Genomic DNA, 12,610 nt, shown 5'->3' with positions numbered 1-12,610 from the left:
ATCACCCCCCGCCACCCGCCGGCCCCGCGCCGGGTGGGCGGGGCCCATCCCCCACTTCGGCTCTGGGAGCTGGGGGGCCACCTGGCGCGGGGCCGCGGGGTCGCGGGGGGCCAAGGTCGGATAGCCGCCGAAGCCAACGACGGCATCCGGCTTGATCCTGGCGATGACGGCGGAAGCCTGACGCACGCCGCGCCAAATTTTCCAGAAGGCGCCAAGCAGGGCGAACGGGTTTTTCGAACCCATCGTCGCCGACTGGATCGGATGGATGGCTGCCGCCGGGAAATGGCCGGCGAACCGCTCGGCACGGTCGTCGGTCGCCAGATGCACCGACCAGCCGCGCCCGTTCAGCTCATGGGCCAGCGCCTCGGCCGGGAAAAGATGCCCACCGGTTCCGCCCGCCGCGAGAAGGATGACGCCTCTGGCCATATCACTCCGCCGGCACGGCGCGCTGCGACAGGCCAAAGCCCATCTGCTTGCGCTTTTCGGGCCGCTTGCGTGTCAGCGCCAGCACCATGCCCATCGAGATAGCGATGGCGATCTGCGAGGAGCCGCCGTAGGAGATGAACGGCAGCGTCATGCCCTTGGCCGGTACAAGCTGCAGGTTGACGCACATGTTGATGACAGCCTGCAGGCCGAACACGGTGACGAGGCCGCCGACCGCATAGCGGGTAAAATCGTCATGCTCCTTCAGCGCCGTGTTGAGGCCGCGCAGCACGATGAAGGCGAAGATAGACATGATGAAGAAGCACATGACCAGCCCGAACTCTTCGCCGGCAACGGAGAACACGAAGTCGGCATGGCTGTCCGGGATGACCCGCTTGACAGTGCCCTCGCCCGGTCCGACGCCGAACCAGCCGCCATTGATCAGCGCCTCGCGCCCCATGTCGACCTGGAACGTGTCGCCTTCGCCGGTGAGGAACTTGTCGATGCGCAAGGCGACGTGCGGAAACACCGTATAGGCGGCAAAGACACCGCCGACGCCGGCGGCACCCAGCGCGACGATCCACAGCCATGGCAGCCCCGCCATGAAGAACATGATGCCCCAGGTGCCGGTCGTCAGCATGGTCTGGCCGAGGTCCGGTTGCGCCACCAGCAGCGACACGACCAGCACCAGCAACAGCATGGCGAACAGATTGCCCGGAATGTCGGGCTGGCGCTTGTGCTCGGCAAACAGCCAGGCGCACATGATGACGAAGGCGGGCTTGAGGAATTCCGAGGGCTGGATCGACAGGCCGGCAAGCGACACCCAGCGGCGCGCCCCCTTCACCTCGACGCCGATGTAGAGCACCGCCACCATCAGCACCAGCATCAGGCACAGCATGATCAGCGCCATGCGCCGGATCTGCCTGGAATCGAGGAACGACACGGCCAGCATCACGCCGAGCGCCGGCACCGTGAAGATGATCTGCCTGGTGGCGAAGTGGAAACTGTCGAGACCGATGCGTTCGGCCACCGCCGGGCTGGCGGCGAAGGACAGCACGATGCCGAGCCCCATCAACGACAGGAACGCTGCCAGGAACCAGCGATCGATCGTCCACCACCAGGTCGCAACCGGGCTTTTGTCGAGACGGCTCTGCATTATCGTGCCCCTCCGATGGGTTTCATACCCTCGATAGCATTCGCAGCTTGCCTGAAGGCTTCGCCGCGGACTTCGAAATTCTTGAACTGGTCGAAACTCGCGCAGGCCGGCGACAACAGCACCACCGCCTCGCTGCTGTCGTCCTGCGCCGCATCATGTGCGGCGTGCTCGACCGCCGCGGCCAGCGTGCCTGAAATCTCATAGGGCACGGCCTCACCCAGCGTCGCCGAAAAGGCAGGCGCGGCCTCGCCGATCAGATAGGCCTTGGCGATGCGCGGGAAGAAGCCGCGCAACGGCTCGATGCCGCCTTCCTTGGGCAGGCCGCCGGCGATCCAGTAGATGCGCGCAAAGCTCGACAAAGCCGGTGCCGCCGCATCGGCGTTGGTCGCCTTGGAATCGTTGATGAACAGCACATGGTCCTTGCGGCCGACCTGCTCCATCCGATGCGCGAGGCCGGGAAAGCTTTCCAGCCCTGACTGGATTTCGCCAAGCTCCAGTCCGACCTTGAGGCAGGCGGCGACCGCCGCCAGCGCGTTCTGCGCATTGTGCTGGCCGCGCAGCGAGCCGATGCCTTCAAGGAAGGCGACACGGCTGTAGCGGCCGTGCACGGCCTCCATCAGATCGCCGCCGTCGGCGAAATAGCCGTCGGTCAGCGGCAGCCGCTTGGAAATGCGGATGACATGCCGCCCCGCTCGCTCCAGCCGTTCGGCGATCTGCGCGCACCAGGAATCGTCGATGCCGACGATCGCCGTCTCGCTGCCGGCCACCAGCCGCTCCTTGATCGCGGCGTAGTGCTGCATGGTGCCGTGGCGGTCGAGATGGTCGGGCGTCAGATTGAGCAGGATACCGGCCGTCGGATCGATCGAGGGCGCGAGGTCGATCTGGTAGGACGAGCATTCGACCACATAGTGCCGATCGGGCCGCGGCGGATCAAGTGTCATCACCGCGCGGCCGATATTGCCGCCCATCTGGGTGTCGCGCCCGGCTGCTTTCAGGATGTGCGCGGTCAGCGCGGTCGTCGTCGACTTGCCGTTGGTGCCGGTGATGGCAATGAAGGGCGCCGTTGGCGCGCCGAGCATACGTTCGCGGCAGAAAAGCTCGATGTCGCCGATGATCTCGACACCGGAACCGCGCGCCAGTTCCACCGTCCAGTGCGGCTTGGGATGCGTCAGCGGCACGCCCGGCGACAGCACGAAAGCCGAGAACTTGGCCCAGTCGGCCCCGCGCAAATCGGCGGTTGCGATCCCGGCGGCGGCGGCCTTGGCGACGCTTTCGGGATTATCGTCCCAGGCCAGCACGTCCGCTCCGCCCGCAATCAGCGCACGCGCCGTCGCGATCCCCGAGCCACCGAGCCCGAAGAGCGAAATGCGCTTGCCTGAAAAGGATGCGGCGGGGATCAAGCGGCCTCCTATCTCAGCTTGAGGGTCGACAGGCCGACCAGAGCCAGGATGACGGCGATGATCCAGAAGCGGATCACCACCTGGCTTTCGGTCCAGCCGAGCTTTTCGAAATGATGGTGGATCGGCGCCATCAGGAATACCCGCTTGCCGGTCATCTTGAAATAGCCGACCTGGATGATGACGGAAAGGATTTCGACGACGAACAATCCCCCGACGATGACCAGCACGATCTCGTGCTTGGTGGCGACGGCCACCGTGCCGATCAGGCCGCCCATGGCCAGCGAGCCGGTGTCGCCCATGAAGATCGCCGCCGGCGGCGCGTTGAACCAGAGGAAGCCGAGGCCGGCACCGATGACCGCGCCAAGCACGACAGCCAGTTCGCCGGTGCCGGGCACGAAATGGATCTGCAGATATTCGGCGAAGACGGCGTTGCCGGAGAGATAGGCGATGACGCCGAAGGAGGCCGCCGCGATCATGATCGGCACGATCGCCAGTCCGTCCAGGCCATCGGTCAGGTTCACCGCATTGCCGGCGCCGACGATGACGAAGCAGGAGAACGGGATGAAGAACCAGCCGAGATTGACGATGAATTCCTTGGCGAAGGGAAATGTCAGCGACGAGGAGAACGGCGCCTGGCCGTTATGCATGATCACCCATGCGGCGATGCCGGCGATGACAAATTCGAGCGCCAGCCGCGCCTTGCCGGAAAAGCCGAGATGCGATTGCTTCGTCACCTTCAGATAGTCGTCATAGAAGCCGATCGAGCCGAAGCCCAGCGTCACCAGCAGCACCACCCAGACATAGATGCTCGACAGGTTCGCCCACAAAAGCGATGAGCCGATGATGCCCGACAGGATCATCAGCCCGCCCATGGTCGGCGTACCTGCCTTCTTGAAATGCGTCTGCGGCCCGTCGGCGCGGATCGGCTGGCCCTTGCCTTGCCGCAGCCGCAGCGAATTGATGATCGTCGGCCCGAAGATGAAGACGATCAGCGCCGACGTGATCAGCGCCCCGCCGGTGCGGAAGGTGATGTAGCGGAAGACATTGAAGACCGAGACCTTGTCCGCAAAATCGACGAGCAGTGTAAACATGCGCTTTTCGTCCCCGACCTAGGTCTGTTTTCTGGTTGTCGATTCAGCCGGGAATTTGCCCAGCAGCGCATCGACCAGTTTTGCAAAACCGATGCCCTTCGACGATTTGATCATCACCACGTCTCCCGGTTTCAGGGCTGCAAGCAGCACCGGCTTCAATTCCTCGACGCCGGCGCGGTATTCCGTCTCGACCTCGCCGGGCAGTATCTCGGCCAGCGCCCGCATTTCCGGGCCAGCGAGAAAGACGGTCTGCGTGCCGGTGCCAACGATAAGGTCGGCGAGAGCCGCATGCAGCTTGGCCGAATGGTCGCCGAGTTCGAGCATGTCTCCGAGCACGGCGATGCGGCGGCCCTCGCCGGTCACCGGCGTCGCGTTGAGCAATGCCATGGCGGCAGCCATCGATGCCGGATTGGCATTGTAGCTCTCGTCGATCAGCGTGATCGGTCCTCCCGGGTGGTCCGAAGTCGGGCCACCGGGATGGCGCAGCAAATGGCGCTTGCCGCGCCCGCGCTCGGCCGAAAGATCGGCCAGTGCGAGTGTCACTCTGTCGAGATCGGCGCCGACCAGATGCGCCGCACCCAGCACCGCCAACACGTTCTGCACCATGTGGCGGCCGGGCGCACCGATCCGCGCCGTCACCTCATGGCCGCTGATCCTGGCGGCGATGTCGGAATGATCCGCATGCAGTTCGCATTTGACCAGCTTGAAGGTCGAACGCGCATTCTCGCCGAAACCGTAGACGTGCTCGACACCGGCGGCTTGCGCCATCTTGTCGAGAAGCTTGAAGCGCGCATCGTCCCGGTTGAGAATGGCGGCGCCCTCAGGCTCCAGCTCTTCGAAAATCTCGGCCTTGGCCTTGGCGATCTCGTCCAGGTTGCGGAAGAAGCCAAGGTGGGCGGCCGCGATCATGGTGACGATGGCGACATGCGGCCTCACCATCTTGACCAGCGGCCGTATCTCGCCGGGATGGTTCATGCCGATCTCGAACACGGCATAGTCGCAATCATCGGGCATCCGCGCCAATGTCAGCGGCACGCCCCAATGGTTGTTGAACGACTGCGCCGAGGCATGCACCTTGCCGACGGCCTGCAGCACATGGCGCAGCGCTTCCTTGGTGGTGGTCTTGCCGGCAGAACCGGTCACGGCGATGATTTTCGCGCTGGAGCGGGCCCGCGACGCAACCCCGAGCTTTTCCAGCGCGGCGAGCACATCCTCGACGACGATGATCGGCGCCGTCAGCCGGCCGAGCGACGGTAGCTTGCCTTCGGCCACCACCAGCACCCCGGCGCCGGCCTTGATGGCAGCGGTCGCGAAGTCATGGCCGTCCATCGCCTCGCCCTTGATGGCGAAGAAGGCGTCGCCCGGCTGCAGGCTGCGGCTGTCGATCGAAATGCCTGATATGCCGTCCGGCATCGGCCCGAGCGGCCGCCCGTCCATGGCGGCAACCAGCGTCTCGGTGGTCCACAGCAAGCTCATGCGGCGCGCTCCGCGAGTGCTGCGCGAACTTCCTCATGATCGGAGAAATGCAAGGTCTCGGAGCCGATCGTCTGGCCTTCCTCGTGGCCCTTGCCGGCCACGATCAGCGTGTCGCCGGCATGCAGCATGGCGACCGCCTCGTGGATCGCCTGGCGCCGGTCACCGATCTCGATGGCACCGGGAGCAGCCGCGAGGATGGCGGCACGGATCGTTTCCGGCACTTCCGAGCGCGGATTGTCGTCGGTGACGATAACGACATCGGCAAGCCGCGTCGCGATTTCGCCCATGATCGGCCTTTTTCCTCTGTCTCGGTCACCGCCGCAGCCAAACACGACGATGACGCGGCCGGTGGTGAATGGGCGCACCGAGGCCAGCACGTTTTCCAGCGCGTCGGGTTTGTGGGCATAGTCGACATAGACCGGCGCGCCATTGGTAGCGGTGCCAACGAGGTCGAGGCGACCCGGCGCGCCCTTCAGTTTCTCCAATGCCATCAAGGCTTTGGCGACGGGTGTTCCCGTGGAAATGGCAAGCCCCGCCGAAACCAGCGCGTTCGATATCTGGAAGTCGCCGGCCAGCGGCAGGTCGATCTCGTAGAGCACGCCGTCGGCCTCGACCTCGGCGCGCTGGCGGTGGCGCTCGTGCTCGACCCGCTTCAGCCTGAGGAAATCGCCATGGCGACCGACCGCCAGCACCTCGAGCCCGGCGGCCCGGGCCGCCTCGATCGTCGGTGCCGCCCATGGATCGTCGGCAAAGATGACGGCCGGCGCGCCCTTCGGCAGCAGCGTGTCGAACAGGCGCAATTTGGCGCGATGATAGTCCTCGATGGTCGGATGATAATCCATATGGTCGCGGCCGAGATTGGTGAAACCGCCGGCCGCCAGCTTCACGCCGTCGAGGCGGCGCTGGTCGAGCCCATGGCTGGAGGCCTCCATTGAGGCGTGGGTGACGCCGGCATCGGCCAATTCCCGCAGCAGCTGGTGCAAGGCAACCGGATCGGGCGTCGTCAGCGAGCCATAGTCGTTGCGGCCAGGCGCCACCACCCCGGTGGTGCCGATCGAAGCGGCGGCATAACCCGCCTGCTCCCAGATCTGCCTGGTGAAGGCGGCGACCGACGTCTTGCCGCTGGTGCCGGTCACCGCGACCATGGTCTGCGGCTGCTTGCCGAAATAGCGGGCCGCACTCAGCGCCAGCGCCAGGCGCGGATCACCGACCGCCAGCACCGGAACCGACAGCCCGGCAATGGTGGCGCCCTTGCCCGTCACGATCGCCGCCGCACCACGCGCGGCGGCGTCGGCGGCATAAACGGCACCATCGGCCTTGGTTCCGGCGAGCGCAAAAAAGACAACGCCCGGTTTTACCTGGCGGGAATCCGACGAAATCCCGATGACCTCCAGATCGGCGGAAGTTGTTCCTTCGACTGGCAGGATACCGGCTAGATCTCTGAGCTTCATCGAGTCCCGTTCACCGCAACAAAATAGCGCGCAGTTACCGGCGCGCCCTAAGAATCACTGATAGGAAACCAGCGTTGCACCATTTTCATGGCTGAAATCTGGCTTCACGCCAAGCATGGCAGCCGCACGCCGAATAATGTTGCCCGCCATAACGCCCGCATTCGAGGCCGCGACGTCTGTCATGCCAGGCTTTTCAGGGTGCGGGGCGTCGGCGATCGTAAACACCAGGTATTGTGGATCGTCCATCGGAAAAGCGGCGACGAATGTATTGAAATTCAATTCCTTCGAGTAGCGGCCATTGATGACCTTCTCGGCTGTTCCGGTCTTACCGCCGACGCGATAGCCGGGCACTCTGGCGTTTCTGGCCGAGCCCTTCTCGGCGTTGAGCGTATAGAGGTAGCGCATGCCGTCGACCGTCTTTTCGCTGACCACTTTCTTGGCCACCGCCATCGCTTCTTCCTGTGTACGGATCAGGAAGGTGGGGTTCATCAGGAAGCCGCCATTCATCAGCGCGGCGCAGCCGACAGCCGCTTGCAACGGCGTCGTCGACACGCCATGACCGAAGGCGATGGTGAACGAATTGACCTGTTTCCAGACCTTCGGTTCAGTCGGGCGGGCGACTTCCGGCAGTTCGGTCTGCATCTTGTCCAAAATTCCAAGGCGATGCAGGAATTCGCGATGCCCCGCGATGCCGACCATTTCGGCCTCCCTGGCCGACCCGATGTTGGACGAATAGAGGAACACCTCCGGCAACGACAGCACACGGTTCTTGCCGTGGAAATCGTGAATGGCCTGATGGCCGACTCGGATTGGATGCGAAGCATCGAAGCGGCTCGCCATCGTCGCCTTGCCCGAATCGAGCGCCATGGCGGAGGTGAAGCTCTTGAAGGTCGAGCCCATCTCGTAGAGGCCCGCCGACATCCGATTCAGCCTGTCCTTGTCCTGTGCATTGTAAGGATTGTTCGGATCAAAATCCGGCACCGAGGCCATGGCCACCACTTCGCCGGTCTTGACGTTGAGCACAACGGCGCCAGCGCCCATGGCGCGATAGCGCTCCAGGCCGGCGGCAATCTCATCGCGCACCACGTGCTGGACGCGCAGATCGATTGAAAGCTTCACCGGCTTGAGATCCTTGGCAACCGCGAGGCCCGATGCCTGCAGGTCGCTCAAGCCCTGCTCATCGACATATTTCTCCATGCCGGAGATGCCCTGGTTGTCGATGTTGGTAAGCCCGACAATGTAGGACGAGGTCTCGCCGCTCGGATAGAAGCGGCGCTTCTCGGTACGGAAACCGAAGCCGGGAATGCCGAGCTGCATGATGTCAGACTGTTGCTTGGGCGTCAGCTGCCGCTGCAGCCAGACAAAACCGGCGCCGCTCTTCAGCTTGCGGTAGGTCTGCTCGTAGTCGATGTCCGGAAGCACCGTCGACAGCTTCTCGATCGCCTCGTCGGCGTCGACGATGCGGCGCGGTTCGGCAAACAGCGACGCCGTCTTGATGTCCGTCGCCAGCACTTCGCCGTTGCGGTCGACAATGTCGGGCCGCGATGCCGTCACCCGGCTTTGCGGGCCACCCGACATGTCAGGGGTCTGGAAGCCGAGATAGACCAGGCGTCCCGAAATGGTCGAGAAGATACCGAAGAACACCGCCATCGTCATCACGATGCGCGTCCTGCCCTTGCCGCCGGTCGCCTTGCGGGCGCCCTCGACGACGATCGATCCGTCTTCACCCGTCCTGACGTGACGCTTCAGCAGTTTGCCGATCATTGGGCGATGCCTCCGGTCACCACGGGATCCCTGCTGCCCGGAGGTACTTGGTCGGAATTGTCGGCCATGCCGCCCTGGCGTCCGGACAGGATGTCCTGAATGTCCAGGGATTTGGCCGGCAGGTCGCCGATGCCGACGATCTGGCGAGCGCTGACCGGCTCGAGTTCGAGCTGCGACTTGTAGAGTTCGGCCAGCTTCTGCAGCCGCGATGGCTGGGTGAGCAGGCTCCAGTCGGCCTTGAGCAGGTCGATCGTGTCCTCCTCATAGCGGATCTGCGCATGGATCTTCTGCACTGAAGCCAATTGTTCCTCGGCCTCGCGCTTGGCCTTGTAGGTAAGGGCAGCCGCCGCAACCATGACGGCGATCAGGACGATGTCGCTGGTACGAAACACGTGCTTACCTCTCCCCCGGACGGTCGATGCCGGGAAGCTTTGGAAGGCCGAAAATCGAAAAGTCGCTGCCGCGCGCCGGCGCCTCGGTGCGGATTGCCGCGCGCAGCCTGGCCGAACGGGCGCGCGGATTGGCCGCCACCTCGGCGTCGCCGGCGGTCACGCCGCCACCCGCCTTGCGGAAGGTCGCGGTGCGCGCATGAGCCTCGGGCAGGTGACGCGAGCCGGTCGCGACGTCGGCCCGGTCGGCGATGAAACGCTTGACGATGCGGTCTTCCAGCGAATGGAACGTCACCACGGCGAGCCGTCCGCCCGGCTTCAGCGCGCGTTCGGCCGCGAACAGGGCCTTGGCCAGTTCGCCAAGCTCGTCATTGACGAAGATGCGCAGCGCCTGGAAGACGCGCGTGGCCGGATGGATCTTGTCCTTCGGCGCACGACCGATATGCGTCTCAATGGCGTCGGCGAGTTCCAGCGTCCGTTCGAACGGGCGCTTTTCGCGGCGAGCCTCGATCATGCGGGCAATGCGCCCGGCATGACGCTCTTCGCCGAGAAAGCCGAAGATGCGGGCAAGGTCGCCCGGCTTGAAGCTGTTGACGACGTCGGCGGCGCTCAAACCGGCCTGCGCCATGCGCATGTCGAGCGGCCCGTCGGCGCGGAACGAAAACCCACGCTCGGCCTGGTCGATCTGCATTGAGGACACACCAATGTCGAGCACGACGCCGTCGGCACTCTCGACATGTTCGTCCAGCGTGGAGAACGGCGCCTTCACCAGCCGCAGCCGGCCGCCCGACTGCGCCTCGAGATCGCGCCCGGCGGCGATGGCATCCGGATCGCGGTCGATCGCCACCACGGAGGCACCCGTCGCCAGGATGGCCCTGGTGTAGCCGCCGGCGCCGAACGTGCCGTCGATGATCGTGTCGCCCTCCGCCGGCGCCAGTGCTTCCAGCATTTCGCCAAGGAGGACCGGAATGTGGCGGGCCGGTCCGCCAACGGCGTGCCCATCTACGGCGTGAGAAAGGTCATCGCCGTGGCCCACCGTCATTCCGGTCGCTCCCCAGCCTTCGTCCCCTGCCGAAGCTGCAAAAGCCGGGCCCGCGCCTGCGCCCCATAGGCAGCAAGCAGTCCCGGCTCCCAGATCTGAAAGAAATTGCCGCGTCCGACAAAGGTCACTTCCGCCGAAATGCCGGTGTGTTCGCGAATGAAATCGCTCATCGTGATGCGGCCGTCCTGGTCGAGTTTCAAGAATGTTCCGTCGCCATGGCAAAAGAACGACATATCGTCCGCCGTCTGCAGGAAGGGATCTTCGAGTGCGATGCGCTGCTCGTAGCGGTCGAGCAGGTCGAGCCCGCCGACATCCATCGCCGGCAGATCGAGGCAGCGCAGGGCATAGAGTTCCGAATAGCCGCGCTTCTGCACAACGGCACGGAAATGCGCCGGAACGGATACCCGTCCCTTCGCATCGATCCTGCTCACCGTGTTCGAGAGAAACCGGTCCATTAAACGCTACAGCCGCTTGCGCCGCCGCACCCCTCTTCATCGTCTCGCACGCGCCGCCGCGGCGCGTTCCCCGCCCCGTACCAACCCCGTTCGCGCGGGCAAGAAACGGCAAACGCGCAGCCGCCGCGGCTGCCCGATTGGCGTACGCTTTACCCTGACGCGGAACGAAGGCTTTGATGTCTAAATGGGATATCATGGGGTACTATGGGCGTCAACGGGATGGCTTCACAAACACGCACGCCGCGACCAATGAGAGCAGCCTTGACGGCACGTCTCGTGTTTATGCTCTATTAAGCCTAACGAAGCGTTTAGAGCCGCCTGGCCCAACCGGACGCGCCTTGCCGCGAGGCACTACCCGGCATAGCGTTTCGCTGCATCCGGTCGGTCACCAAAGGGTTTGAGAATCGATGTCTGAAACAGCGAACAGTCGCGCTGCGGCACTATCCCATCTGCGTAGCAGCGGGCTTGCCAGGGGCGATTCCATCCCTCTGCCCCTGACCATGGCCGCCATTTTTCACGCGCCTGGCGACGCCACCGGTTTCAACCAGTACGGCCGCTTCAGCAACCCGACCTGGGATGCGGTCGAACATATGCTGGCCCATCTGGAGGACGCGCCCTGCGTCGCCTTTCCTTCGGGAATGGCGGCGATCTCGGCAGCATTTTTTGCCGTGCTCAAGGCCGGCGATCGCATCCTGCTGCCTTCGGACGGCTATCACACGACACGGGCTTTGGCCGAACGCTTCCTGAAGCCCCTTGGCATCACCTACGATGTCAGGCCGACCTCGACCTTCCTCGATGGCGGCTTCGATGGATATCGCCTTGCCTTTGTCGAAACCCCTGCCAATCCGGGGCTGGATATCTGCGACATCGCGGCCGTAGCCGGCGCTGTTCACAAAGCCGGCGCGCTGCTGGTGGTCGACAACACGACGATGACACCCTTCGGCCAGCGCCCACTCGACCATGGCGCCGATATCGTCGTTGCCGCCGACACCAAGGCACCCAATGGCCATTCCGATGTGCTGTTCGGCCATGTCGCCAGCCGCAATGCCGAAATCATTGCCGCCGTGACCGGCTGGCGCGAGGTTTCCGGCAGCATTCCCGGTCCGTTCGAAGCCTGGCTGGTGCATCGCGGCCTGGAGACACTGGACGTGCGCTTCGATCGCATGTGTTCCTCGGCGGAAGTGATCGCGCGGCGGCTGAAAGGCCACCGGGCGATCAACGGCCTGCGGTTCCCCGGACTGGAAAGCGATCCGTCGCACAACCTCGCGCGCGCCCAGATGGAGCGCTTCGGCTTTCTGATCTCTTTCGAACTCGCCTCGGAGGACAAGGCCGAGGATTTCATCAACAACTGCGACCTGATCCAGGCCGCGACATCCTTCGGCGGCGTCCATACCTCCGCCGAGCGGCGCTTGAAGCGAGGCGATGCGGTTTCCGCCGGTTTCGTGCGCCTCTCGGTCGGCTGCGAGCCAGTGGAAGAGCTTTGGAAGGCGATCGAGACATCGCTGGACAAGATCAGTGTTTGAACTGGTGGATTGGGTGACCAGGTCGTCCGCATTGATGCTGCGCCGGCCGTGACGCAGACCCTCAGTCACGATTGCCTCTTTCACAGCACCAAGAGGCGCTCGTGGTAAATTTTCAAGTGCCGAAAGCCAAAATGGCTGCTATGTCGACAGCCAAAATAACTGACAAAGACCATACCGCGACTTTGTATGGCAGGGTAACTTCGGCCCATTCCCGCAAGAAATCAGGCGTAATTTCCTTACTTTCCCAGTCTATGCGAACCATTCCTGCCCCATCATTGTGAGCGAAAGATCCATACGCATTGTATTTCTTCACAAGTAGATGTTTTCTATAATTAAATATCATCATGGAGACGCCCCATGAAATCATTGGCATTAGAAAAAGGAGCGACTTGACCGAACTCAACCAGACGTCTCCCTGCTTCGCTGCGCAAAGGGCCGGT

The 12,610-nt window shown here is 63.8% G+C and carries 12 protein-coding genes; 1 reads left to right on the top strand and 11 read right to left on the bottom strand.

What is annotated here, in order from left to right:
• From NKH03_RS23705 to mraZ, 10 genes are all read right to left on the bottom strand, one after another.
• On the bottom strand, positions 1-426 hold a 426-nt coding region (locus NKH03_RS23705), incomplete at its 3' end, for a glycosyltransferase (protein WP_352970842.1).
• A gap of 1 nt (position 427) precedes the next feature.
• Positions 428-1,579 carry a putative lipid II flippase FtsW gene (ftsW, locus tag NKH03_RS23700; protein ID WP_352970841.1) on the bottom strand — a complete coding sequence of 384 codons (1,152 nt, stop codon included), beginning with the start codon at positions 1,577-1,579 and terminating at the stop codon, positions 428-430.
• On the bottom strand, positions 1,579-2,979 hold the full coding sequence (gene murD, locus NKH03_RS23695; RefSeq protein ID WP_352970840.1) for a UDP-N-acetylmuramoyl-L-alanine--D-glutamate ligase: 1,401 nt from the start codon (positions 2,977-2,979) through the stop codon (positions 1,579-1,581). The genes ftsW and murD overlap by 1 nt, the downstream gene beginning before the upstream one ends.
• Positions 2,980-2,987: 8 nt before the next feature.
• Positions 2,988-4,070, bottom strand: coding sequence for a phospho-N-acetylmuramoyl-pentapeptide-transferase (gene mraY / locus NKH03_RS23690; RefSeq protein ID WP_013530954.1), 1,083 nt, complete (start codon positions 4,068-4,070; stop codon positions 2,988-2,990).
• A gap of 18 nt (positions 4,071-4,088) precedes the next feature.
• Complete coding sequence (locus NKH03_RS23685) at positions 4,089-5,546, bottom strand: UDP-N-acetylmuramoylalanyl-D-glutamyl-2,6-diaminopimelate--D-alanyl-D-alanine ligase (RefSeq protein ID WP_352970839.1); 1,458 nt, start codon at positions 5,544-5,546, stop codon at positions 4,089-4,091.
• Positions 5,543-6,997: a UDP-N-acetylmuramoyl-L-alanyl-D-glutamate--2,6-diaminopimelate ligase gene (locus tag NKH03_RS23680; RefSeq protein ID WP_352970838.1), complete on the bottom strand. Its 1,455-nt coding sequence runs from the start codon at positions 6,995-6,997 to the stop codon at positions 5,543-5,545. Before NKH03_RS23680 ends, NKH03_RS23685 begins: the two co-directional genes overlap by 4 nt.
• A 54-nt stretch (positions 6,998-7,051) precedes the next feature.
• Entirely contained in the window at positions 7,052-8,761 is a 1,710-nt protein-coding gene (locus NKH03_RS23675; RefSeq protein WP_352970837.1) for a peptidoglycan D,D-transpeptidase FtsI family protein, read from the bottom strand.
• Positions 8,758-9,153, bottom strand: coding sequence for a cell division protein FtsL (gene ftsL / locus NKH03_RS23670; protein WP_352865337.1), 396 nt, complete (start codon positions 9,151-9,153; stop codon positions 8,758-8,760). Before ftsL ends, NKH03_RS23675 begins: the two co-directional genes overlap by 4 nt.
• A 4-nt stretch (positions 9,154-9,157) precedes the next feature.
• Positions 9,158-10,192 carry a 16S rRNA (cytosine(1402)-N(4))-methyltransferase RsmH gene (rsmH, locus tag NKH03_RS23665; protein WP_352970835.1) on the bottom strand — a complete coding sequence of 345 codons (1,035 nt, stop codon included), beginning with the start codon at positions 10,190-10,192 and terminating at the stop codon, positions 9,158-9,160.
• Positions 10,189-10,647: a division/cell wall cluster transcriptional repressor MraZ gene (mraZ, locus tag NKH03_RS23660; RefSeq protein ID WP_352970834.1), complete on the bottom strand. Its 459-nt coding sequence runs from the start codon at positions 10,645-10,647 to the stop codon at positions 10,189-10,191. The genes rsmH and mraZ overlap by 4 nt, the downstream gene beginning before the upstream one ends.
• Before the next feature lie 407 nt (positions 10,648-11,054).
• Between mraZ and NKH03_RS23655 the strand changes: the two genes are divergently transcribed.
• A complete protein-coding gene (locus NKH03_RS23655) occupies positions 11,055-12,170 on the top strand; it encodes a cystathionine gamma-lyase (protein ID WP_352970832.1) in 1,116 nt (371 codons plus the stop codon).
• 112 nt (positions 12,171-12,282) lie between these two features.
• On the opposite strand, the gene NKH03_RS23650 is transcribed toward NKH03_RS23655, so the two are convergent.
• A complete protein-coding gene (locus NKH03_RS23650; protein WP_352970831.1) occupies positions 12,283-12,573 on the bottom strand; it encodes a hypothetical protein in 291 nt (96 codons plus the stop codon).
• Positions 12,574-12,610: the final 37 nt, after the last annotated feature.

It is taken from the genome of Mesorhizobium sp. M1406 (assembly GCF_040317555.1).
GTDB lineage: Bacteria > Pseudomonadota > Alphaproteobacteria > Rhizobiales > Rhizobiaceae > Mesorhizobium.
Note: the sequence above shows the minus strand (reverse complement) of the source record. Positions and strands in the feature narration are given on the sequence as shown.

Bases quoted from the DNA above. Each gene is read 5' to 3' on its own strand.
- NKH03_RS23655 (WP_352970832.1), top strand. From the start codon at position 11,055: ATGTCTGAAACAGCGAACAGTCGCGCTGCGGCACTATCCCATCTGCGT.
- mraY (WP_013530954.1), bottom strand. From the start codon at position 4,070: ATGTTTACACTGCTCGTCGATTTTGCGGACAAGGTCTCGGTCTTCAAT.
- NKH03_RS23685 (WP_352970839.1), bottom strand. From the start codon at position 5,546: ATGAGCTTGCTGTGGACCACCGAGACGCTGGTTGCCGCCATGGACGGG.
- mraZ (WP_352970834.1), bottom strand. From the start codon at position 10,647: ATGGACCGGTTTCTCTCGAACACGGTGAGCAGGATCGATGCGAAGGGA.
- ftsW (WP_352970841.1), bottom strand. From the start codon at position 1,579: ATGCAGAGCCGTCTCGACAAAAGCCCGGTTGCGACCTGGTGGTGGACG.
- rsmH (WP_352970835.1), bottom strand. From the start codon at position 10,192: ATGACGGTGGGCCACGGCGATGACCTTTCTCACGCCGTAGATGGGCAC.
- NKH03_RS23675 (WP_352970837.1), bottom strand. From the start codon at position 8,761: ATGATCGGCAAACTGCTGAAGCGTCACGTCAGGACGGGTGAAGACGGA.
- NKH03_RS23680 (WP_352970838.1), bottom strand. From the start codon at position 6,997: ATGAAGCTCAGAGATCTAGCCGGTATCCTGCCAGTCGAAGGAACAACT.